Source organism: Flintibacter porci, from assembly GCF_041925195.1.
Classification (GTDB): Bacteria; Bacillota; Clostridia; order Oscillospirales; family Oscillospiraceae; genus Lawsonibacter; species Lawsonibacter porci.
In genome coordinates this window covers 37,188-59,690 of sequence record NZ_JBHEVB010000004.1, presented here as the reverse complement: position 1 = coordinate 59,690, position 22,503 = coordinate 37,188, and the positions used below count along the sequence as shown (strand labels likewise).

Here is a 22,503-nt window from a genome sequence, read left to right as displayed (position 1 = left end):
AAAAAAAGAATTGACAAACGGCAGGAATGGAGGTAAGATGAAAATCACTTACACAAATTAAAGTGTTGAAGAACTTAAAATGGCAATGACCGGGTAGTAGGCGAGTCCAAAACGCGCAGAGAGGGAGCGGCTGGTGTAAGCTCTCGGGGAGGACTCAGGACCGAAGCTCGCCCGCGAGCTATCTCGCTGAACGGCTTTTTGGCTGAGTAGGCGGGGTCGGATGCCCACCGTTATCGGGGTTTTGAGTGCGCGTCGCACACAGCAGCGGCGCGAAGTTAGGTGGTACCACGGAGTTTAGCGGCTTCGTCCTATCGTTTGATAGGATGTGGCCGCTTTTGCTTTTTGGAAAGGAATGCGGAGGTGACGGTGAAATGAATGGAGCGCAGGCACTGATTGAAAGTTTGCTGCGAGAGGGCGTAACCCATATGTTTGGCTACGCCGGAGCAACGATCTGTCCGGCGGTAGACGCCCTGAAGGAACACCCGGAGATTGAATATACTCTGGTACGGACCGAGCAGAACGCGGGCCATATGGCTTCCGGCTATGCACGCATCAGCGGCAAGGTGGGCGTGTGCATGGTGACCAGCGGCCCGGGAGCGACCAACCTTATTACCGGTATCGCCACTGCCTATATGGACTCCATCCCCATGGTGGCCATCACCGGCCAGGTGCCCAGCCATCTGCTGGGTCGAGATATCTTCCAGGAAGTGGACATCACCGGCGCGGTGGCTCCCTTCTCCAAGCACAGCTATCTGGTCAAGAACGCCAACGACATCCCCCGGGTGATTAAGGAGGCCTTCCACATTGCCTCCACCGGCCGTCCCGGTCCGGTTCTCATTGATATTCCCATTGACGTGCAGGAGCAGCACCTGAGAAGCTTCCATTATCCGGAGCAGGTGGATATCCGGGGCTACAAGCCCAGCGTCAAGGGCAACGATCTGCAGATCAAGCGTGTGGTAGAGGCCATTGCCCGTTCCCGTCAGCCCCTCATCTGCGCCGGCGGCGGTGTTTGGCTGGCCGACGCCCGTGCCGAACTGCTGGAGCTGGCTGAGAGCTGTGCCATCCCCGTGGTCAAGACCATGATGGGTATTGGCCTTATCCCCACCGACCACCCCTTGAATATGGGTATGATCGGCGCTCACGGAAACCACTGTGCCAACCAGGCTCTGGCCCGGGCGGACCTGCTGATTATGGTGGGCACCCGCGCCGCCGACCGGGCGGTCGTGGATCCCCGGGAGATCCAGCGGCGTATGGCAACCATCCACATCGACGTAGACCCGGCGGAGATCGGCAAAAACATGCAGGCCGCGGTTCCCCTGGTGGGCGATGTGAAGGTAATTTTGCAGCAGATTCTGGAGCGGGGCGCTCCGGTGACCGATTCGGCCGCCTGGCTGGAGCAGCTGAAGGACTACCGGAAAGCGGAGCTAAGCCGGACCTTCCCCCAGCGGGAGGGCTACGTCTTCCCCGGTACGGTCATGCGCAAGCTGGGCCGAAAGCTGGATGAAGATGCGGTGGTCTGCGTAGACGTGGGTCAGAACCAGATCTTTGCCTGTAAGTACCTGCCTCAGAAGCAGGGACGGTTGCTGACCAGCGGCGGCCTGGGCACCATGGGCTACGCCCTGCCCGCCGCCATTGGAGCCAAAGTGGCGGCGCCGGAGAAGCAGACGGTCGTTGTGTGCGGCGACGGCTCCTTCCAGATGGCTATGAATGAACTCTCCGCCATCCGCTGTGCCGACATGGACGTAAAGATCGTCCTGCTGCGCAACCATATGCTGGGTTTGGTCCATCAGATCCAGTGCAGCGCCCCCTACCACGGTCCCTTCGGCGTGGCTCTGGACGGCTCCCCGGACTTTGAGACCATTGCTGCCGCCTACGGCATTCCCAGCCTGCTGGCCAACGACGAGGAGAAGCTGGATGAGGTCTTGGATCAGTTCCTGAACACCAAGGGGTGCTGCCTGCTGATCTGTGAGGTCCACCCCGACGTGGGCACCAACGACTGAGAAAGGGGGAGAGGATATGAAACAGACCATTTCCGTTCTGGTAGAAAACCGGGCAGGTGTGCTGAACCGAATTACTGGGCTGTTCTCCCGCCGGGCGTTTAATATCGACTCCCTGGCTGTGGGTGTCACCGATGACCCCACCATCTCCCGCATTACCATTATTGTGGACAGCGGAAACAACGTGGTGGAGCAGGTGGAAAAGCAGCTCAACAAGCTCATTGAAGTTATCAAGGTCCGGACTCTGGAGGAGAACAACCTTATTGGTCGGGAACTGATGATTTTAAAGGTAAATGCCAACAACAAGACCCGCCAGGACATCATGACCATCTGCGAGATCATGGGGGCTAAGGTGGCGGATATTTCTCCCACCTCCCTGACCATGGAGCTGTCCGACACTCCTGACCGTCTGGACACCTTCCAGTCCATGATGCGCCCCTTCTCCATCCTGGAGGTGGCCCGCACCGGTGTGATTGCAGTACAAAAAGGTGGAGGAAAAATTTAAGTTCCTTTTCTCGTGAGAAAAGGAACCAAAAGAGCTTTATGTAAAACCTTGTTTTGCCTCTTCCGCTTTGAAGAAGAAAAACACGTTCCTGTATATTAGGAGTTGAATCTATGAAAATCAGAGCCACTCAGGCCATCATGGAGTGCCTGCTGGAGCAGGAGGTGGACACCGTCTTCGGCTATCCCGGCGGAACCATCCTGAATCTCTATGATGAACTGTATAACTATCAAGATAAAATACGTCATGTATTGACTGCTCACGAGCAGGGAGCCTCCCATGCCGCCGACGGCTACGCCCGTTCCACCGGAAAGGTTGGTGTGTGCTTTGCCACCAGCGGCCCCGGAGCCACCAACCTGACCACCGGCATCGCCACCGCCTACATGGACTCCTCCCCTGTGGTGTTCATTACCTGCAACGTCAGTGAGAACCTGCTGGGCAAGGACTCCTTCCAGGAGGTAGACATCACCGGTATTGCAATGCCCATCACCAAGGCCACCTATCTGGTCCGGGATCCCCAGACCATCCCCGACGTGATGCGCCAGGCCTTTGCTGTGGCGGCCACCGGTCGGCCCGGCCCGGTGCTCATCGACTTTTTGAAGAATGTCACCTTCCTCAACGCCATGATTGACTATGAGTTCATCCCCTGGACCAAGAACCGCTCCACCAACAGCATCCGGGAACTGGCGGTGAACCACGGTCTGAAGGCGCCTGAGCCCGACCTGGGAGATATCGACAAGCTGGTGGATATGATTGCCCAGGCGGAGCGCCCGCTGATCATCTGCGGCGGCGGCGTGGTTCGGGGCCGGGCGGACAAACAGTTCCGGGAATTTGCCGAGAAGCTGGACGCGCCGGTGGCCATTACAGTCATGGGCGGCGGTGGCTTCCCCGGAGCCCATCCCCTCACCACCGGTATGATCGGCATGCACGGCTCCCAGGCCAGCAATGTGGCCTGCAATGAGTGCGACCTGCTTATCGCGGTGGGCTGCCGGTTCTCCGATCGAGTGGCTCTCCAGCCCGAGAGCTTCGCCAGCCAGGCCAAGATCGTACATATCGATATTGACCGCTCTGAGATCGATAAAAACGTACTTACCGACCACCACATCGTGGGTTCTGCCAAGCGGGTGCTGGAGCTGCTCAATGAGCGTCTGCCCCAGTACAGCCATCCGGAGTGGAAGGCGCATATTCTCCCCCTGCGGGAGAAGCAGCCGGTGGAAGACGGCGATAAGCTTACCCCCGGTCAGATCCTGGACGCCATCCAGAAGGCGGTGCCCCACGATACCATCGTGGCCACCGACGTGGGCCAGCATCAGATGTGGTCCATCCAGCACTTCCACTTTGAGTATCCCGGCCAGCTGCTGACTTCCGGCGGATTTGGTACCATGGGCTTTGGCCTGGGCGCGGCTATCGGCGCCAAGATGGGCAACCCCGACAAGGTAGTGGTCCACACCACCGGCGACGGCTGCTTCCGTATGAACTGCCATGAGCTGGCCACCGTGCAGCACTATAACCTGCCCATTATCACCGTTGTCTTCAATAACGGAACTCTGGGCATGGTTCGTCAGTGGCAGCACCTCATTTATAACGAGCATTATTCCCAGACCACCCTGGACCGGGGCCCCGACTTTGTCAAGCTGGCCGAGGCCTATGGGTTGAAGGGTAAGCGGGTCACAAACCGTGCCGAGATGGAGGCCGCCCTTCAGGAGGCCCTCTCCTGCGGTTGCGGCTATGTGATCGACTGCCAGATCGATATGGACGAGATGGTACGGCCCATGGTGGCCGGCGGCGCCCACATCACCGACTTTTTGCTTAAGTAAGGAGGCGGGGACATGAAAAAGACCTTTGATACTGAAAAGAAGCTCTATACCCTGTCCCTGCTGGTCCAGGACATTCCCGGTGTGCTGAGCCAGGTGGCCCGGCTGTTCTCCCGCAAGGGTTATAACATCGAGTCCATCGTCTCCGGCGAGACCAGCCAGCCCGGGGTGACCCGTATTACCATCGTCATCCTAGGGGATGAGCTGATGGTCAATCAGATCGCCGCCCAGTGCCGCAAGCTGATCCCTGTTATGGTGGTAAAGATCCTGGACGAGGAAACCTCCATCCAGCGGGAATTCGCCATGATCAAGGTCAAGGCGGTGGACCGCAACGCCCGGGACGAGGTGATCCAGATGGCCAACATCTTCCGCGCCAACATCATTGATGTCAGCCGGGAGACCCTCACTGTGGCTATCTTTGGAGATAAGAACAAGACCAGCGCCCTCATTGACCTGCTGGATGACTTCGGCATCCTGGAAATGGCCAAGACCGGTACCCTTGCCATCGAGCGGGGCCGCAGCTCTATCTATGATGACAACAAGCTGCGGGAAGAGTATAACTACGGCAAAAACGTACTGTAACGTCAATTCCACAGGCCGGACGGTCTGTTTGAAATTGGAATATATTTTATTTATAAAAAGGAGTGTACGATCATGGCTAAGATGTATTATGCCAAGGACTGTGACATCAACTATCTCAACGGGAAGAAGATTGCCATTATCGGCTACGGTTCCCAGGGCCACGCCCACGCGATGAACCTGAAGGATTCCGGCTGCGATGTGTGCGTGGGTCTGCGCGCCGGCTCCAAGAACTGGGCCAACGCTGAGAACGCCGGTCTGAAGGTAATGACCGTGCCCGAGGCCGCCAAGTGGGGCGACATCGTGATGATCCTCATCAACGACGAGGTCCAGGCCGACGTCTATAAGAAGGACATCGCTCCCAATCTGGAGGAGGGCAACCTGCTGATGTTCGCCCACGGCTTCAACATCCACTTCAAGCAGATCGTGCCTCCTGCCAACGTGGACGTGGCTATGATCGCTCCCAAGGGCCCCGGCCACACCGTGCGCAGCCAGTATGTGGCTGGCAAGGGCGTGCCCTGCCTGATCGCTGTGGAGCAGAATCCCTCCGGCGACGCCTATAAGCTGGCTCTGGCCTATGCTGCCGGCATCGGCGGCGCTCGCGGCGGCGTGATGGAGACCACCTTCCAGGACGAGACCGAGACCGACCTGTTCGGCGAGCAGGCTGTCCTGTGCGGCGGCGTGGTGGAGCTGATGAAGCTGGGCTTCGAGACCCTGGTCGAGGCCGGCTATGCTCCCGAGAACGCCTACTTCGAGTGCATCCACGAGATGAAGCTGATCATCGACCTGATCAACAAGGGCGGCGTGGCCATGATGAACTACTCCATCTCCGACACTGCCGAGTACGGCGAGTATGTCTCCGGCACCCGCATCCTGCCCTATGAGGAGACCAAGAAGAACATGAAGGCTGTCCTCACCGACATCCAGGACGGCGTGTTCGCCGGCAAGTGGATCGCCGAGAACAAGAACGGTCGCACCTTCTTCAACGCCAAGCGTGCCCAGCTGGCCAAGCACCAGATGGAGACCGTGGGCGCCGAGCTGCGTAAGAACATGCTCTGGGGCGACGACACCGATCCCGACACCGCTTCTAATTAATTGAATTAGATACGATAAATGGCCCCCGGCGTAAAGCCGGGGGACCATTTTTTATCCGTTACCAACCGTGGGTCAATGCTATCATAGCGCCCAAAGACACCAAACAGCTGACTGCAAACCAAGCATGGACCAGCAGCATCCCGCCGGAAGCAAAGGCGGCCTTGTAATCTGCTTTTTGAGCACTAATGCGGCGCAGAACCTGTCGAATCTGGAAGAGGGGAGAAGGTCCACCCTCCCGCCTGCGGCACAGGCGCAGATACAGAAGGGGGAGAAAAATGAGGGTCAGGGAGCAAAGGAAGAATCCTTGTCCATAGGGCAATCCAGTCCAAGCCAGCAGAAGGGCATGCAGGCGCAGGGACTGTTGAAACAGAACGTTGTCCAACAGATGGACCAGAAAGGGAAGTGCGATCGTTCCAGTTTTCAGGTAGAGGTATCCGGTGAGAATACCAAAGGGAAATGCATAGAGTGCCTGTGGAAGATTCCCATGAAAGAAGGCAAACAGATAGGCGGAGACCAGGATGGCAAAGGTGTGGCCGTAGGGGGCCAAATAGGCGCAGTAAAAGCGGCGAAACATGAATTCTTCCCCAAGCGCGGCGGGGATAAGCAGCCAGAGATTCGGAAGAAAATCCGGCGGAGAATCTTGCGCAAGGGTTTGGAAGGTTGGTCCGCCCAGACCAACAGACAGAACCGCTGTTGTGATCAGCAGGCAGATGCCATAGCCCAGCACGGCCCAGGCAATCCAGTGTTCTGGGGTGCCAGATGGACGCATAGGATTCGGCTTCTTTGGGAGCGGGCCCAGCAGGAGCCGTGCAGGCAGGAGAAATGCCAGCAGCCGCAGGGCATAGATCAGGGGCGTGGAGAGAAAATAGAAAACATTTTGTTCCATCCAATTGCAGATGGGCGAACATGCGGCCATCAGGATGATGCAAAGGAGCAGAACCGCTCCCATGCGGCTGGTTACTTGGGAAATGGGACGCAGTTTCATGGAACGCACCTCCGGGTTTATAAAAATAAATCTACCACTCGATTGAAGTTTATCATAATAAACCTACTGCGTCAATGAGAACAGGCGCCAAAGAAATCCTTCTTTGGCGCCTGTTCCATGTATATTCCTTTTTGGAGGATTACTCCTCTAACTCCATCTCATCCATGGCGTGACGCATGTGGATGGCCATGGCGTACTCCGCGCCCTGTGCATCCCCCTTGCGGAAAAAGTCCATGAGCATGGCGTGATCCTGCAAAGTGACTTGGGCCAGCTCCTCGGCGTGTTCTCCGGCAGAGATGGCCTCCTCCACCGCCTGGTTGATGATGGGCAGCAGGCGCACCATGAACTCGTTGTGGGTGGAGCGGACAATGGCGGTGTGGAAGGTCCGGTCGGCCCGGGTGCGGTCCTCACCCGAGCGGATGCAGGCGGCCACCGCTTCCCCCTTGGCCAGGATGTCAGCGCGCTCCTCCTGGGTGGCCCGACGGCAGGCCAGTGCGGCGGCCTGAGGCTCAAAGATGGCCCGCAGTTCAAATAGATCACGCAGGCGGCCCTTTACGCCATTTAGCCGGTCAAACCCAAAGTCCTCGATCTCCTCCACCTGGGGGGAGACAAAGGTGCCTTTGCCCCGGCGTACCTCCAGCACGCCCTGGGCACACAGGGAGCGGATGGCCTCCCGTAGAGTGGCCCGGCTCACCCCCAACTCTTGGGACAGCTCCACTTCGTTAGGCAGCTTATCTCCAGGCTGGAGGCGCTTTTCCGCCACAATCTGGTCATAGAGTGCGGCAGCAGCCTGCTGCCAGCGATTTTTTCGTTCCATAGGGCCCTCCTGAATCCAAAATGGTCCTTGACATTCGTATCCCTATCTTATACTATATAGTCAGACAATGCAATAGAAATCAGACAACTGATTTTGTTTTTGAGGAGGTACTTCATTATGCGCTCTGACGTCATCAAGAAAGGGGCTCCCGCCGCCCCCAACCGTTCCCTGCTTTACGCCCTGGGCTATACCAAGGAGGAGCTGGAGCGGCCCCTCATCGGCGTGGTCTGTTCCTATAACGAGATCGTTCCCGGTCACATGAACCTGGACAAGATCGCCGAGGCCGTCAAGGCCGGCATCCGGGCCGCCGGCGGTACTCCCGTGGAGTTTCCCGCCATCGCCGTGTGTGACGGCATCGCCATGGGCCATGTAGGCATGAAGTACTCCCTGGTTACCCGTGATCTGATTGCTGACTCCACCGAGGCCATGGCCATGGCCCACCAGTTTGACGGACTGGTCATGATCCCCAACTGCGACAAGAACGTGCCAGGCCTGCTCATGGCCGCCGCCCGGGTGAACATCCCCACCATTTTCGTCTCCGGCGGTCCTATGATGGCCGGTACCATGAACGATGGCCGCCGCACCTGCCTGAGCCATATGTTTGAGGCGGTAGGCTCCTACTACGCCGGCAAGCTGGACGAGGCGGGCCTGGAGGAGTACGAGAACAATGCCTGCCCCACCTGCGGCTCCTGCTCCGGCATGTATACCGCAAACTCCATGAACTGCCTCACCGAGGCCATCGGCATGGGTCTGCGGGGCAACGGTACTATTCCCGCCGTTTGGTCTGCCCGGCTGCGCCTGGCCAAGCACGCGGGTATGCAGATCATGGAGCTGGTGAAGAAGGACATCCGTCCCCGGGATATCATGACCGAGGCTGCCTTCCATAACGCCGAGACCATCGACATGGCTCTGGGCTGCTCCACCAATACCATGCTCCACCTGCCCGCTATCGCCCATGAGTGCGGCATTGAGCTGAGCTTTGATATGGCCAACGAGATTTCTGACAAGACTCCCAACCTGTGCCACCTGGCTCCCGCCGGCGACACCTACATGGAGGACCTGGAGCGGGCCGGCGGCGTGTACGCGGTCATGGCCGAGCTGGCCAAAGCCGGTCTGCTGGATACCAGCCTGATGACCTGCACCGGCAAGACCATTGCCGAAAACCTGGAGGGCGTGGTCAACCGGAACCCCGAGCTCATCCGTCCCATTGAGAATCCCTACTCCAAGACAGGCGGCATCGCGGTGCTGAAGGGCAATCTGGCTCCCGACGGCTGTGTGGTGAAGCAGTCCGCCGTGGCCCCGGAGATGATGGTCCACGAGGGTCCCGCCCGGGTGTTTGACTCTGAGGAGGATGCCATCCAGGCCATCTATGCCGGTAAGATCGTGGCCGGTGATGTGGTAGTGATCCGCTACGAGGGCCCCAAGGGCGGCCCCGGCATGCGTGAGATGCTCAACCCCACCTCCGCCATTGCGGGCATGGGTCTGGATAAGGACGTGGCCCTCATCACCGACGGCCGTTTCTCCGGCGCCACCCGCGGCGCATCCATCGGCCATGTCTCTCCTGAGGCGGCCTCCGGCGGCCCCATCGGCCTGGTGGAGGAGGGCGATCTCATCGCCATCGATATCCCCGCCCATACCATTACTCTGAAGGTAGACGAGGCCACCCTGGCTGCCCGGAAGGCCAAGTGGGTCTGCCCCGAGCCCAAGATCAAGACCGGTTACCTGGCCCGGTATGCCAAGCTGGTCTCCTCTGCGGATAAGGGAGCCATTCTGGAGTAATCCTTTCAGCCCCGCTGTTTTGTCGAAACAGCGGGGCTTTTCTGTGCATTGGGACGACCTGTCATAAGCGTGCCATCCCCCTCGTATACTGGCAAAAAGGAAATGAGGTGGCGCGTATGGAATACAGTGGACTGCCCAATCAGGTGGCCCACCACATTCTTCTGGAGGGACGGGAACAGCTTACCGTCTCCGGTGTGGAGGAAGTGGAGAGCTTTGATGAAAATACCATCGTCATGCTCACGGTCAAAGGAACCCTGGTAGTGCGGGGAGAGGATTTGCATATTGAAAAGCTGTCTCTGGACGGGGGAGACCTGAAGGTGGAAGGAACGGTGGACTCCCTGTCCTATGAGGACGCAGGCCGGGAGCGGGTGGGGCTGTTTGCCCGGCTGCTGGGCGGATGACGGCGGATGTGACGGCCCAGGCCTGGGCGGTAGTCCAGGCGGTCGGACTGGGACTGGCCGCCGGACTGCTGTACGATCTGTTCCGGGTGCTGCGGGTTCGGGTCCATGTGCCCCTATTGGGGCCGCTTCTGGATCTGCTGTTCTGGATCACGCTGACCGCAGTCTTGTTTGTCTGGTCCCAGTGGGCCTGGGGCGGGATGGTGCGGCTGTATGGAGCGGTATTTTTGTTCTTTGGGGGCTGCGTCTATTTTTGGCTGCTCAGTTCCGGTGTGCTCTGGGTGGGCTACCGTTTGGCAGATCTGGTCACTTTTGTACTAAAAATCTTAGTTCTCCCGTTGATTGTACTAAATCAGCTCCGGAAAAAAATCAAAAAACTTGCAAAAAATATCTTCCTTTCTGGGGCAAAATGGGGTAGAATAAATCAGATAACTCAGGAAATGGAGCGCTCGGCCCGCCGCCGGCGGGAACGTGAGAGAGGGGGAGAAGACCATGCGCCTCAAACGAACCGGGATTTTAACCAAGGTAGTGATCGTGGTATTGCTGGTCTATCTGGCTACCTCTCTTCTGGATCTGCGTGGACAGATTCAGAGCACCAAAGAGCAGCAGCAGACGGTGAGCCAGCAGGTAGAGGATCAGCGCCTGGCCAACCAGGAGCTTCAGGAGGCCATCGACAACAGCGATGACCCCGAAACTCTGGAGCGGGTGGCCCGGGAGCGGGGCTATGTCAAGCAGGGAGAGACCCTGTACAGCGACGTAGCCGGCTGAGACGCTGATGTGCGGGCGGAGGTGCGGGCTTCCGCCAGGCCGACGCACAGTTTCAGGGGGAAATTTACAAGGAGGATATTTCAGTCAGTATGGAGTTTGGTGTTGGGTCCATTTTGGACGGTAAGGTAACGGGAATCACGAAGTTTGGTGCGTTTGTGGCGCTGCCGGAGGGCCGCTCCGGATTGGTGCACATCTCCGAGATCGCCTATTCCTATGTCAATGAGGTCAGCGATTATCTGAAGGAGGGTCAGGAGGTCAAGGTCAAGGTCATCGGCATCGACCAGGCCAACCGGATCAATCTCTCCATTAAGAAGGTCAATGATCCGCCTCAGCGCGCCGCCGGGGGAGCTCAGGGAGGCAGACCTCCTCGTCAGGGCGGACCTCGCTCCAACGCGCCCCGTTCCGGGGGCTATGTGCCCCGTCCCGCCGCCCCCAAGGAGCCCACGGACTTTGAGGATCGTCTGAGACAGTTTATGCAGGCTTCCGACAGCAAACTCTCTGAGCTGCGCTATCTGGAGAAGAAGGGCGGAAACCGCCGTGGCGGCGGCCGCCGGTAATCTTACATCAAACCGTGCGGACCAAAGTCCGCACGGTTTTCTTTTTCCGCAAAAGAAAAGCGCCTCCCGAAGGAGGCGCCCAGTGTGCGGGGGAGAAATGTGCAGATTGGTGAGCTGCAACCAAAAGGTACCATAATATTCCACTTCAGTCAACGGGAAGGAGGTCGAATCCTGCCTCCCGAGAAAGGAAATCCTATGCTGATCATCAACGGAACGGTCCATACCATGGACGGACTGACCATCCCCGGAGGATATGTAGCCATTCGCGGCGATAAGATCGCCCAGGTTGGCCCCATGGAGGAGTGTCCCAAGGATTGGGAGGGACGGATCTTTGACGCCCGCGGCGGCCACATCACCCCCGGCTTTATTGACGCCCACTGCCATTTGGGTATGTTCGGCGACGGTGTGGGCATCGAAGGGGACGACGGCAATGAGGCCACCGATCCCTGTACCCCTCATCTGAGAGCTGTGGACGCGGTGAATCCTCTGGACCGCTGCTTCCAGGAGGCCCGGGAGGCGGGCGTGACCACGGTGCTCACCGGCCCCGGCTCTGCCAATCCCATCAGCGGACAGTTTGCCGCCCTGAAGACCAACGGCAAGTGGGTGGACGCCATGGTGCTCAAAGCTCCTGCCGCCATGAAGATGGCTCTGGGCGAGAACCCCAAGCTCACCTATAACGAGCGCCACGAGACCCCCTCCACCCGTATGGCTACCGCCGCAGTGATCCGGGAAAATCTGGCCAAGGCGGTGGAGTACCGGGAGAAGCTGGAGCGGGCGGCCCAGGATGAGGACGAGGACAAGCCGGACTATGACGCCAAGCTGGAGGCGCTGCTGCCGGTGATCAACGGGGAACTGCCCGTCCAGATCCACGCTCACCGGGCTGACGACATTGCCACCGGCATCCGGATCTGCAAGGAATTTGGGCTGAAGTATGTCATTGTCCACGGCACCGAGGGACATCTCATCCCCGAACTGCTGGCTCAGGAGGGGGCCGGTGTGATCACCGGACCCTGTCTGGGAGACCGATCCAAGCCCGAGCTGGCCAACATGACTATTGAGACACCCGCCATCCTGCGGATGTTCGGAGTGAAAACCGCGGTGTGTACCGACCACCCCGAGACCCCCATCCAGTATCTGCCCCTGTGTGCCGCCATGGCCATCCGGGGCGGCATGGACCCGGAGGGCGCCCTGGCCTGTATCACCATCAATGCCGCTCAGCTGGCTGGCATTGATGACCGGGTGGGTTCCCTCACCCCCGGCAAGGACGCCGACGTGGTGGTCACCAGCGCCCACCCCCTCAACTGGCTCAGCCGGGTGCGTCTGGTGGTCATGGACGGTAAGGTGATCAAGGAATAAGCCCATGTAAAAGCGGCACGAAAAAATTTCATAAATATTTCATAAAAATCGGTGGTATTTTTCCTTATCTATGGTATAATGCTGACATAGGGAGAGAACCCTCTCCCCCTGTCACACAGATCCCCCTTCGGGGGTGAAAGGAGCGACCGATATGAAGTTTGTGTTTACAGACAAAAAGGTGAACATACCCAACTACATCCACAACTATGCGGAGAAGAAAGTGGGTAAGCTCGACCGTTATTTTAAGGAGGATGCAACCGCCGCAATTACGTTCAGCATCGAGAAGGACCGTAACCAGGTGGAGGTCACCATTCGGTCCAGCGGCACCATCTTCCGTGTGTCTGAAAGCTCCTCTGATATGCGTGCTTCCATCGACGCGGCTGTAGCTTCTCTGGAGCGCCAGTTCCGTAAAAATAAGTCCCGTCTGGAGAAGCGTCTGCGCCAGGGCGCCTTTGAGCGGACCATTGATGAGGCGGAAGTGGCTTCTTTCGTTCCTGACGGACCGGAAGAGGGCGAGTACCGCATCGTGCGCACCAAGACCTTCCCCATCAAGCCCATGACTCAGGAGGAGGCTATCCTGCAGATGAATCTGCTGGGCCACAGCTTCTTCGCCTTCCGCAATGAGGACGCCAACGGCTCCTTCGCTGTGGTATACCGCCGCAACGACGGGGACTACGGAATCATCGAGGACGAGACCTGATATCGCTTTACAACGCCCGCCCCACTTAGGCGGGTGCTCGTAAGAAAGTAATTCACTCAAAATTACACTTACGGCATCTGTCAGACGGGATTGGGTAAATGAAATATGCTGGACATGGTTGAAATCAACCGTGTCCAGCATATTTTTTTGCCTATTTGCGTTTTCTTTTCCTTTTCCCGTTTCCATGGGTCATGTTGGTTTTTCCCCGCTGGTTAATAGAGGATTTCAGGTGTTTGGACAGTTTCAAGACCTCTATGATATTGACAAACTGCTCCATCGTGATCGCATCATAGTCAATACCAAAGGTTGCGAGGAAAATGCGGGCCTGTTTTTCCGCATTGCTGCCCTTGTAGTTCATGGCTTCCTGTAAACTCTGCTGCACATCCAGCGCCGGAGAAGGGCTGTCCGCAGTGGTAGCATCATTTTGATGGGCTTCCCGAATATCTCGAAGGATCAGCTTCAAATCGTCAGAAATAACATGGCCGAAATACTCGTCCTCTTGCACTTGTGCAAGTTCCAGCGTCCGCAAATACAGATCGTTTTCCGTTTCTCCCTGCTGCATCAGCACCATCTGGCGGACGGCTTGCAGCACAGCGTTCATATCGTTGATCCGCATATCAGCGATTCGATCCACATAAATCTCCGCATCCAGCATCATTTTCTGAAAATCATGGTGACAGAGAATTTCCGACAGCAGCCGGGGGTTGAATTTCCCGGTTTTCAGAACATCAATCGCATCATCACTCAGGTGCAGAGCACTCAGCTCTGTGTCTGAGTGATTTTTTTGCTCTGACACACCCAACAGATAATCCGTGGTCACATGATAAAACTTTGCCAGTGTGACGATGGCAAAAGGGCTGATGTCCTTATAATCGTCATTCTCGTATTTGCCGAGTGCAGATTTGGAAAGCCCGGTCTGGTCGGCCAGTTGTTCCAAGGTAAGTCCGTGCTCCACCCGCAAATCCTTCAATTTTTCCTGAATCGTTAAGGTCGTATTCATGCCAACCCTCCCCACCGCTCCATTTCTTTTATTATAACACAGCTTGTCCATAAGCGTGGAAATTGCTGCTTTTTCAGAGCCTTTTCCATCCTTTTGGATATACGGGAATGGTCATGTTTTTTCGCTAAAATGTACTTGTCGCAAGACTCCGCAGCTTGAAAAGTACATGACCGTCCGAATGGGATATGCCGGTTGGCGAAGCAGCGCCAGAACCAACTTCGGGACAATTTGTCCCGAAGCTGCGAGCGTGCCAAGGCTGGGGATACGCCGGGGTGAGAGTCCCGGGCAGGAACGGCATTCGGGAAAAACGGCGCTTAAAAACACAGGCAAAAATCAATCCATGTGAAATCAGCAAACAAACTGCAATTTTAGTATTGCTAACCACACCAGAGAGCGTTGCACCGTACAGCATACACAGTACATCGTTTCATGTGGATATTCGCTGTTTGGCTTGATTTCACACAAACCAGCAAAACGGGAAAGCGAGTGCTGTGAACAGGGCATCACAAGCAAAAATTCCAGTTTGAAATTGAGTTTTAGCAAAACAAAGCCTTGCAGCAAATGGAATTTAGCACGGAACAGATTCTGTTCGCCGCAGAGCCAACAAAACAGGAGGATTTTTTCTATGAACAATCACGAGAATTACAGGAACGAGATCAAAGCCTACATTGTCAGGGCTGGCATGACCATGAGCGAGGTAGTGGAGGTTTTGGCTGACGAATACGGATGGAGCAGCAGTGTCCCCAACCTGTCCGGGAAACTAAAGCGTGGCTCTTTACGCTATGGCGAGGCGGTGGAGCTGGCGGATGTGCTGGGGTACGACATTGTGTGGCAGAAACGGAGGAAATAAGATCGAGCAGAAAATTTATGGGTACATCCGTGTTTCTACCAGAGAGCAAAATGAAGATCGACAGGTCATTGCCCTCCGGGAAGTGGGCGTACCTGAGAGAAATGTTTATATTGACAAGCAATCCGGCAAGGATTTCGAGCGTCCGCAGTATAAGAAGCTGCTGCGAAAAATGAAAAAAGACGATCTGCTCTATATCAAGAGCATCGACCGTCTGGGACGCAATTACGCCGAAATATTGGAGCAATGGCGCTTTCTCACAAAGGAAAAAGGCATTGACATTGTGGTTCTGGATATGCCGCTTCTGGATACACGGAGAGGCAAGGATTTGCTGGGAACCTTCCTCAGTGACATTGTGCTGCAAGTACTGTCTTTTGTGGCAGAGAACGAGCGCACCAACATCCGGCAGCGGCAGGCTGAGGGAATCGCAGCGGCAAAAGCCAAGGGCATTCGGTTCGGGCGGCCACCCAAACCGTTGCCCGAGAATTTCCACGCCGTTTACCAGCGTTGGAAAATGGGAGAAATCACCGGAACGGCAGCAGCAAAGGAATGTGGGATGCCCCTTGCTACCTTCCGTTACCGGGCAGAGATTTACGAAAAAGCCAAGTTGTTGTAAAAGGGGTGTTTTTACAGAAATGTGTACCTTTCTGTAAAAGGTGCAAAAGCTTATACAAATTTATTATATCATGCAGCAGAAAAATTTTCCATACTGTTTTGGCGAAAAGCCCCGCAAATCAGCGAACCAAAAACTGGTCATGTTTTCTTTACAGAAAAGTACACGATTTTGCATTTGTAATCCCAGCGAGAGCTTTTATCAATTTTAAGACAGGGAGAGGAATCAATTATGGCAGCAAAATGTCCGGTGTGTGGAGCACCAATGGAAAACAACAGCTGCGGATATTGCGGATACAAAGAAGAAACCATCCCCAATTCTGCAACTGTACCGCCTCAGCCGGGGCAGCCCTTTGTTCAATCGCAGGTTATTATCAACAATCAAAACATTCCCAATTCGGGGGTAGTGCCGGGAGTCAGCAAGAAAAATAAGATGGTCGCACTGTTGCTTTGCATCTTCTTGGGGGTACTTGGCGTACACAGGTTTTATGTAGGTAAGATTGGTACCGGTCTCCTCTACCTGTTTACAGGCGGTTTGTTTGGAATTGGATGGATTATTGACATCATCTTGATTGCGGTTGGCTCCTTCAAAGATCAGTTTGATTTGCCGCTGCGTCAGTAAGAGGCGGTGATTATATGGGACTGTTAGATGCAGTAAAAGACCAGTTTCTTGATGTAATCGAGTATGTAGATCAGAGTAACAAACTCATTGTTTCCAAATACCAGCGTGAAAGCGGAAATAATGAATTGAAACAAGGTTCCAAGGTAATCGTGCGGGAAAGTCAGAACGCCGTTTTTTTGAAGGGCGGAAAGCTTGCCGATATTCTGCCGCCCGGAACCTATTCGCTGACAACGGATAACTTTCCGGTGCTGTCCAGCCTCAAGGCATTCCCTTATTTATTCGTTTCTCCGGTAATTGCCGATGTGTACTTTGTGAGCACCAGACAATTCATCGACAATAAGTGGGCGACCAAGAATCCGATTATGAAGCGTGATAAGGACTTTAATATGGTTCGTATCCGTTCCTTTGGAAAATTTGCTTTTCGCATCACCGATGTTCCAGCTTTTATGAGGGAGATCTTTGGAACAAAGGGAATTGTGATGACCTATGATATTGTCGAATACCTTTCTTCTATGGTCACAGAAGCTTTCTCAATCGTAGTAGCGGAAAGCGAGATGTCCGTGCTTGATCTGGCCACAGAATATCGAAAACTATCTGGTGAGCTTCAACAGAGACTAAATGCACAAGCTGCTACAATGGGTGTGCAGTTCAGCGATGTTCTCATTGAAAATATCTCCCTGCCCGATGAGGTTGAAAAACTGATTGACGAGCAATCCGGGATTGGCATGGCAAAACAGGATATGACAACCTTTATGCAGTATCAAACCGCCAGAGCTATGCGGGATGCCTCCAAGCAGAGAGGCGGATTGGCTGGACTGGGGGCTGGCATGGCTTTGGGTAACACAATGGCACAAGGGATTCAGGCAACTGTAAATCCTGCCGCTTCCAAGAGCATGGTCGAACAACTGCGGGAATTGAAGGAACTGCTGGACGAAGGCATACTGACACAGGACGAGTTTGATGCACAAAAGAAAGCAATTTTAGAAAAGCGGTCATAACCGTTAAGAAAGAGGAGAGAGAAATGGCGAAACAACCTAAAAATCGAGTGTGTAAAAATTGCAACAACCCACTTCCGGAGAAAGCGACTGTATGTCCGTCATGCGGGGCCAAAAACAAAAAGCCAATTTATAAGAAATGGTGGTTCTGGCTGATTATTGCCCTGATTGTGATTGGCGCAGCCTCAAGCGGTGGTACTGAGTCTGATCCTTCCGATAATCAGCCTTCTTCTTCGGTTTCTTCTGGAATCAAAAATGATGCAGCTTCTGGTGGTGTTTCTTCTGGCGAGACAGAGGATACTTCTTCAAATGAATCTTCTGAAACTGGTGTTTCTTCTAATGAATCGAATTCAAGTACCAATGAGGAAACAGATCTAATTGACGGTATGCGACCCGAGTTCAAAGAGGCAATGGATAGCTATGAAGCCTTCTTTGATGAATACGTTGCATTTATGGAAAAGTATGCCGCATCTGATGGAAACGACCTTTCTTTGCTGTCTGACTACGCTTCTTATATGAGCAAATATGCAGATATGATGGCAGATTTGGAGGCATGGGACAGCGCAGATATGAACACAGCAGAAACAGCCTATTACATTGAGGTACAGTCCCGCATCAGCCAAAAACTGCTTGAAGTCGCTGAATAAATCCCTTGGTAACAAGGGCGCACTTCTATACAGGGTAACCCCTGTATGCGTGCGCTCTGCGAGGCAGACAGCCCGGACAATGATTGTCCGGGCTGTTTTGCGTCACTGCGTTCCGTACAAGGGACTGCACCCCTTGCGCCGCTTATGCGGCTATCCCCGCCCGCTTCGGATGGGAAACAATCCGTTTGCACAGACAGTTTCCCATCCAAAGCCTAAAACTCAAGACGCAAATTTTACCGCTTGTCCGAAAGACAGGCGGTATTTTTATCTGCAAGTAAAGGAGGAATCTACGATGCCAACAACCGAGAAGCTGAAACAGGAGATCGCAGATGCAGAAAAGAGGCTAGCACAGGAGCGCAGCAGGCTCCAGCGGCTGGAAAACCGGAAATTCTATTATGAGAAGGGAGACAGGAAGAAACGGGCGCACCGCCTCATTACCAGAGGGGCTGCCGTGGAGAGCATCGCACCGCTGGCAAAGGCTTTGAGCGAAACGGAGTTCTATGCTTTTACGGAAAAGATTTTTGCTTTACCGGAAGCCAGGGCTTTGCTGATGGAGGCAGTCAATGCACACAATCAGGCAAGCCAGAAAGGAAAGGGATAAGTATCGCACTATTTCACTTCCATGTTACCCAGATCAAACGCAGCGCAGGGCAATCCGCTGTTGCGTCCGCTGCCTACCGGTCCGGTGAAAAGCTGCACAGCAAGTATTACGGAGAGGACAGCGACTACACCCGGAAAGGCGGTGTCCTCTGTTCTGAAATCCTGCTGCCGCCCCACGCTCCGCCTTCCTTCGCAGACCGGCAAACCCTGTGGAACGAAGTGGAAAAGGCAGAACGGGGCAAGAAAGCCCAGCTTGCATACAGTTTCGACATTGCCTTGCAGAACGAGTTTTCCATGCAGGAGAACATCGACCTTGCAAGGCAATTTTTATTGGAGCAATTTGTGAGCCGGGGGATGGTGGTGGATTTCTCTGTTCACGCCCCCGACAAGGGAGACGGCGGCATTGCGAACCCGCATTTTCATGTCATGTGTCCCATCCGTCCCCTGCTGCCGGATGGGACATGGGGCAACAAGCAGCGGCGGGAATATCTCGTGGATGAAAATGGGGAGCGCATACGGGATGAAGCAGGAAACTATGTGTTCAACGCTGTTCCCACCACGGACTGGGGCAAACCGGAAACGCTGGAACATTGGCGGGAACAGTGGGCGACAATGTGCAATGCTCGATTTTCTGAAAAGGGTCTGGAATGCCGCATCGACCACCGCAGCTACGAGCGTCAGGGCGTGGAGCAGCTGCCTACTGTCCATGAGGGTCCGGCGATCCGCCAGATGGAGGCCAGAGGCATCTGTACCGATAAGGGCGATTTCAACCGCTGGGTCAAGGCGACCAATGCGTTGATCGGCAAACTGAAAAAGAAAATTGCGGCGCTGCTTGACTGGCTGAAAGAAGCGCATGAGGAATTGACCAAACCGCAAGCACCCAATCTGGCGCAGCTGCTCAGCGAGTATTACACCAACCGTAGCACAGGGGCATGGAGCCGGAAAGCGAAGATCGGAAATCTCAAAGAGTTCAATGAGATTTGCAATTATCTCATGCAGAACAATTTGACAACGCCGGAACAGTTGCAGGAGCGTGTATCTGCGTTGAGTGACCGCATTGACACTTTGAAAAGTACCTTGTCTGGCAAATCTGACCGCAGGAAAGAGTTAGATGAGCTTCTCCGCATGGTACAGTTTTACGCTGACGGAAAACCTGTTGCTGACAAACTGGCAGCCATCAAGTGGAAAGGTAGGCGTGAGCAATTCATGTCTGAAAATGAAAATGCACTCCGCCTGTATCACATGGCAGAGCGCAAATTAAAGCCGCATTTTAAGGATGGGAAATTGCCGGTCACTGGATGGCGCAAGGAGCATGACCGTCTGGAACAGGAATACGCAACCGGGCAGGCAGAACTTTCACCCATCTATGCGGAGGTGAAAAAACTCTGGCAGATCAAATACAAGGTAGAACAGGTTGTTCGTGCTCAGGAAAATCCCGAACAGAGCCGCAGGAAACAGCATCAGATCGACCATTAAGGAGGATTTCAAAAATGGAACTCAACTGGAAAGAGGATAGCAACCTCATAAGGAAACTTGCAAAAATACTTCTTGAAGATACGCTGCCCAATGGTAAACCTGTAAGTTCAATCATATTGCTTGATGATACTTCACGGGCTGAATTGCAGCGGTGGGCAAATATGAGTGATGCAGAATTTGCAGCCGCACAACGCAGCGGCGATTCCGTCCGCATTGATGTGGATGATGTCATCAGGCAGCTGTAAGAAAAATATGCTCTTGACCCACAGTTACTTGATGATTTGCTTTCGCTTTTTGATGCAGATGATTTGGATATTTGGGAAGAAATCAGTCAATGGGAAGATTCTGACCATGACGAACCAACAGAATATTTTTTCTCCAATCCTGATCCCTATTTCAAGCCTGAACCGCTGCCGCCTGACCACCTCAAACACAATTTCTGGTTCGACGAAGCTGGACATATCTGTGTGAAAAATCCATCTGCGTTCTGGCTGCCAGAGTTCACTTTACAGCGTGAGATCGGCGGCACAATTTACACCATCATGGGCAGCTATGACGGGACAGAAACGCTGGACAGAAAGATGGAGCGCATTCTGACTGAAAAGTTTACAGAAAAGACGGAGGATGATGAATGACAAATACCGGGAATCTTGGTACAATAGAAGCAACCAATCCTGTACTGACAGTTGCCCCTTTGAAGGAGGATACAGAAATGTTACGGGCAACTGATAAAATCACCGCACTCTATTGCCGCCTCTCCCAAGAGGATGCCAACGAGGGCGACAGTAATTCGATCACCAATCAAAACGACATCCTGCTCCGATATGCAAAAGAGCACCGTTTCCCGAATCCAACATTTTTTGTGGATGACGGATACAGCGGCACGAACTATGACCGCCCCGGATTTCAGCAGATGCTGTCAGAAATCGAGGCAGGAAAAGTGGCTGTTGTGCTGTCGAAAGACCTGTCCCGGCTGGGGCGAAATTCTTCCCTGACGGGCTTGTATATCAACTTCACTTTCCCGAAATATGGTGTGCGCTATATTGCCATCAACGACCACTTTGACACCATTGACCCCAATAGTACCGACAACGATGTTGCGGGAATCAAAAACTGGTTCAATGAGTTTTTTGCCAAGGATACCAGCCGCAAAATCCGTGCGGTACAGAAGGCCAAGGGCGAGCAGGGCATCCCGTTGACAACCAATGTCCCCTTTGGCTACCGGAAAGACCCGGAGGATCGGACAAAGTGGGTTGTGGACGAGGCAGCCGCTCCTGTGGTCAAGCGCATCTTCAAGCTGTGTATGGAGGGCCGGGGGCCGATGCAGATTGCTAAACTCCTGCAAGCGGAACAGGTGCTCAACCCTACCGCCTATAAGCGGAGAGAGGGCATTAACACCCCAAGCCCTGAAACCGCCGATCCGTACCACTGGAACCCCAATACCGTTGTTCATATTCTGGAACGGCGGGAATACACCGGCTGTACGGTTAATTTCAAGACCTACACCAATTCCATCTGGGACAAGAAACAGCGGGAAACGCCCATTGAGAAGCAGGCGGTATTCTACAGCACCCATCCGGCGATCATTGAGCAGGAAGTCTTTGACAAGGTGCAGGAAATCCGCAAGCAGCGCCACCGAAGGACAAAAACAGGAAAAAGCAGCCTGTTCTCCGGCATGGTTTACTGTGCTGATTGCGGGGCCAAAATGCGCTACTGCACCACCAACTACTTTGAGAAGCGGCAAGACCATTTTGTATGCGCCAGCTACCGCAGCAACACGGGAACCTGTTCCGCTCACTTCATCCGGGCGGTTGTACTGGAAGAATTGGTCTGGATGCACATGAAAACGGTTATCTCCTATGTAACCCGGCATGAAGCCCATTTTCGGACAGTGATGGAGCATAGACTCCGGCTGTCCAGCGAAGAAGCTGTCCGGGGATACAAGAAGCGTCTGGCACAGGCAGAACGCCGTCTTGGGGAACTTGACCGGCTGTTCATCCGTATCTATGAGGATAATGTGGCCGGAAAACTCTCTGATGAACGGTTTGCGCTGATGAGCAAGACCTATGAGGATGAGCAGGCACAGCTTAAAGTGGAAATCCAGACCTTGCAGCAGGAAATCGAAGTACAGGAACGACAGATTGAAAATTTGGAGCAGTTCATCCAGCGGGTACACAAATACGAGGATTTGCAGGAGATGACCCCTTACGCCTTGCGGGAGCTTGTCAAAGGCATCTACATCGAAGCGCCTGACAAGAGCAGCGGGAAGCGCAGACAGGGTATCCGCATCTCCTATGACCTTGTGGGCTTTATCCCCGTGGACGAACTGATGAAACAGGAAACGGCATGACCGAAGC

At 54.5% G+C, this 22,503-nt stretch carries 24 protein-coding genes, 1 pseudogene and 1 other annotated feature; of the genes and pseudogenes, 22 read left to right on the top strand and 3 right to left on the bottom strand.

What is annotated here, in order from left to right; all coding sequences use genetic code 11:
* Positions 1-76 precede the first annotated feature (76 nt).
* Positions 77-314 (top strand) — a binding site (T-box leader).
* Between the two features lie 57 nt (positions 315-371).
* The 5 genes from ilvB (ACEVJL_RS05310) to ilvC all read left to right on the top strand — a co-directional run bounded on the left by ilvB (ACEVJL_RS05310) (position 372) and on the right by ilvC (position 5,987).
* Complete coding sequence (gene ilvB / locus ACEVJL_RS05310) at positions 372-2,000, top strand: biosynthetic-type acetolactate synthase large subunit (RefSeq protein ID WP_302668063.1); 1,629 nt, start codon at positions 372-374, stop codon at positions 1,998-2,000.
* A gap of 16 nt (positions 2,001-2,016) precedes the next feature.
* Entirely contained in the window at positions 2,017-2,502 is a 486-nt protein-coding gene (gene ilvN, locus ACEVJL_RS05305; RefSeq protein ID WP_008981945.1) for an acetolactate synthase small subunit, read from the top strand.
* A 110-nt stretch (positions 2,503-2,612) separates the two neighbouring features.
* Positions 2,613-4,316, top strand: coding sequence for a biosynthetic-type acetolactate synthase large subunit (gene ilvB / locus ACEVJL_RS05300; protein ID WP_151075383.1), 1,704 nt, complete (start codon positions 2,613-2,615; stop codon positions 4,314-4,316).
* A gap of 12 nt (positions 4,317-4,328) precedes the next feature.
* Complete coding sequence (ilvN, locus tag ACEVJL_RS05295; RefSeq protein ID WP_008981943.1) at positions 4,329-4,895, top strand: acetolactate synthase small subunit; 567 nt, start codon at positions 4,329-4,331, stop codon at positions 4,893-4,895.
* 72 nt (positions 4,896-4,967) lie between these two features.
* Positions 4,968-5,987 carry a ketol-acid reductoisomerase gene (ilvC, locus tag ACEVJL_RS05290; RefSeq protein WP_235397460.1) on the top strand — a complete coding sequence of 340 codons (1,020 nt, stop codon included), beginning with the start codon at positions 4,968-4,970 and terminating at the stop codon, positions 5,985-5,987.
* 58 nt (positions 5,988-6,045) lie between these two features.
* Here ilvC and ACEVJL_RS05285 read toward each other — a convergent pair whose 3' ends face one another.
* Entirely contained in the window at positions 6,046-6,972 is a 927-nt protein-coding gene (locus ACEVJL_RS05285) for a CPBP family intramembrane glutamic endopeptidase (protein WP_374737117.1), read from the bottom strand.
* A 139-nt stretch (positions 6,973-7,111) separates the two neighbouring features.
* Positions 7,112-7,789 carry a FadR/GntR family transcriptional regulator gene (locus tag ACEVJL_RS05280; RefSeq protein ID WP_302668060.1) on the bottom strand — a complete coding sequence of 226 codons (678 nt, stop codon included), beginning with the start codon at positions 7,787-7,789 and terminating at the stop codon, positions 7,112-7,114.
* A 117-nt stretch (positions 7,790-7,906) separates the two neighbouring features.
* Here ACEVJL_RS05280 and ilvD point away from each other — a divergent pair, with 117 nt between their 5' ends.
* The 7 genes and pseudogenes from ilvD to hpf all read left to right on the top strand — a co-directional run bounded on the left by ilvD (position 7,907) and on the right by hpf (position 13,347).
* On the top strand, positions 7,907-9,568 hold the full coding sequence (gene ilvD / locus ACEVJL_RS05275; protein WP_110441350.1) for a dihydroxy-acid dehydratase: 1,662 nt from the start codon (positions 7,907-7,909) through the stop codon (positions 9,566-9,568).
* A 116-nt stretch (positions 9,569-9,684) separates the two neighbouring features.
* Positions 9,685-9,969 carry a YabP/YqfC family sporulation protein gene (locus tag ACEVJL_RS05270; protein ID WP_008981938.1) on the top strand — a complete coding sequence of 95 codons (285 nt, stop codon included), beginning with the start codon at positions 9,685-9,687 and terminating at the stop codon, positions 9,967-9,969.
* Positions 9,966-10,220: pseudogene (gene yabQ / locus ACEVJL_RS05265) on the top strand (spore cortex biosynthesis protein YabQ); the annotation flags it as partial. The gene ACEVJL_RS05270 and the pseudogene yabQ, both read left to right, overlap by 4 nt.
* A gap of 238 nt (positions 10,221-10,458) precedes the next feature.
* Positions 10,459-10,734, top strand: a complete 276-nt coding sequence (locus ACEVJL_RS05260; RefSeq protein WP_235397467.1) for a septum formation initiator family protein — start codon at positions 10,459-10,461, stop codon at positions 10,732-10,734.
* Positions 10,735-10,823: 89 nt separating this feature from the next.
* Positions 10,824-11,291 carry a S1 RNA-binding domain-containing protein gene (locus tag ACEVJL_RS05255; RefSeq protein WP_008981936.1) on the top strand — a complete coding sequence of 156 codons (468 nt, stop codon included), beginning with the start codon at positions 10,824-10,826 and terminating at the stop codon, positions 11,289-11,291.
* A gap of 195 nt (positions 11,292-11,486) precedes the next feature.
* Positions 11,487-12,647: an amidohydrolase gene (locus ACEVJL_RS05250; RefSeq protein ID WP_040648639.1), complete on the top strand. Its 1,161-nt coding sequence runs from the start codon at positions 11,487-11,489 to the stop codon at positions 12,645-12,647.
* Positions 12,648-12,798: 151 nt separating this feature from the next.
* Positions 12,799-13,347, top strand: coding sequence for a ribosome hibernation-promoting factor, HPF/YfiA family (hpf, locus tag ACEVJL_RS05245; protein WP_302668058.1), 549 nt, complete (start codon positions 12,799-12,801; stop codon positions 13,345-13,347).
* A 151-nt stretch (positions 13,348-13,498) separates the two neighbouring features.
* Here the strand turns inward: hpf and ACEVJL_RS05240 are convergent, their stop codons facing one another.
* Positions 13,499-14,347: a helix-turn-helix domain-containing protein gene (locus ACEVJL_RS05240; RefSeq protein WP_374737116.1), complete on the bottom strand. Its 849-nt coding sequence runs from the start codon at positions 14,345-14,347 to the stop codon at positions 13,499-13,501.
* A 625-nt stretch (positions 14,348-14,972) separates the two neighbouring features.
* On the opposite strand from ACEVJL_RS05240, the gene ACEVJL_RS05235 reads away from it, so the two are divergent.
* From ACEVJL_RS05235 to ACEVJL_RS05190, 10 genes are all read left to right on the top strand, one after another.
* Positions 14,973-15,197, top strand: coding sequence for an LLM class flavin-dependent oxidoreductase (locus tag ACEVJL_RS05235; protein ID WP_374737115.1), 225 nt, complete (start codon positions 14,973-14,975; stop codon positions 15,195-15,197).
* Positions 15,154-15,810, top strand: a complete 657-nt coding sequence (locus ACEVJL_RS05230; RefSeq protein WP_374737114.1) for a recombinase family protein — start codon at positions 15,154-15,156, stop codon at positions 15,808-15,810. The genes ACEVJL_RS05235 and ACEVJL_RS05230 overlap by 44 nt, the downstream gene beginning before the upstream one ends.
* A 228-nt stretch (positions 15,811-16,038) precedes the next feature.
* On the top strand, positions 16,039-16,428 hold the full coding sequence (locus ACEVJL_RS05225) for a TM2 domain-containing protein (RefSeq protein WP_331868082.1): 390 nt from the start codon (positions 16,039-16,041) through the stop codon (positions 16,426-16,428).
* A 14-nt stretch (positions 16,429-16,442) separates the two neighbouring features.
* Positions 16,443-17,426: an SPFH domain-containing protein gene (locus tag ACEVJL_RS05220; RefSeq protein WP_374737113.1), complete on the top strand. Its 984-nt coding sequence runs from the start codon at positions 16,443-16,445 to the stop codon at positions 17,424-17,426.
* A gap of 23 nt (positions 17,427-17,449) precedes the next feature.
* Complete coding sequence (locus ACEVJL_RS05215) at positions 17,450-18,070, top strand: DUF6591 domain-containing protein (protein WP_374737112.1); 621 nt, start codon at positions 17,450-17,452, stop codon at positions 18,068-18,070.
* 292 nt (positions 18,071-18,362) lie between these two features.
* Positions 18,363-18,671 carry a DUF3847 domain-containing protein gene (locus ACEVJL_RS05210; protein ID WP_374737111.1) on the top strand — a complete coding sequence of 103 codons (309 nt, stop codon included), beginning with the start codon at positions 18,363-18,365 and terminating at the stop codon, positions 18,669-18,671.
* A 2-nt stretch (positions 18,672-18,673) separates the two neighbouring features.
* Positions 18,674-20,146, top strand: a complete 1,473-nt coding sequence (gene mobQ / locus ACEVJL_RS05205) for a MobQ family relaxase (protein ID WP_374737233.1) — start codon at positions 18,674-18,676, stop codon at positions 20,144-20,146.
* A 14-nt stretch (positions 20,147-20,160) separates the two neighbouring features.
* Positions 20,161-20,391, top strand: a complete 231-nt coding sequence (locus ACEVJL_RS05200) for a hypothetical protein (RefSeq protein ID WP_374737110.1) — start codon at positions 20,161-20,163, stop codon at positions 20,389-20,391.
* A 63-nt stretch (positions 20,392-20,454) separates the two neighbouring features.
* On the top strand, positions 20,455-20,781 hold the full coding sequence (locus ACEVJL_RS05195) for a hypothetical protein (RefSeq protein WP_374737109.1): 327 nt from the start codon (positions 20,455-20,457) through the stop codon (positions 20,779-20,781).
* 77 nt (positions 20,782-20,858) lie between these two features.
* A complete protein-coding gene (locus ACEVJL_RS05190; protein WP_374737108.1) occupies positions 20,859-22,496 on the top strand; it encodes a recombinase family protein in 1,638 nt (545 codons plus the stop codon).
* The last annotated feature ends 7 nt before the right edge of the window (positions 22,497-22,503 follow it).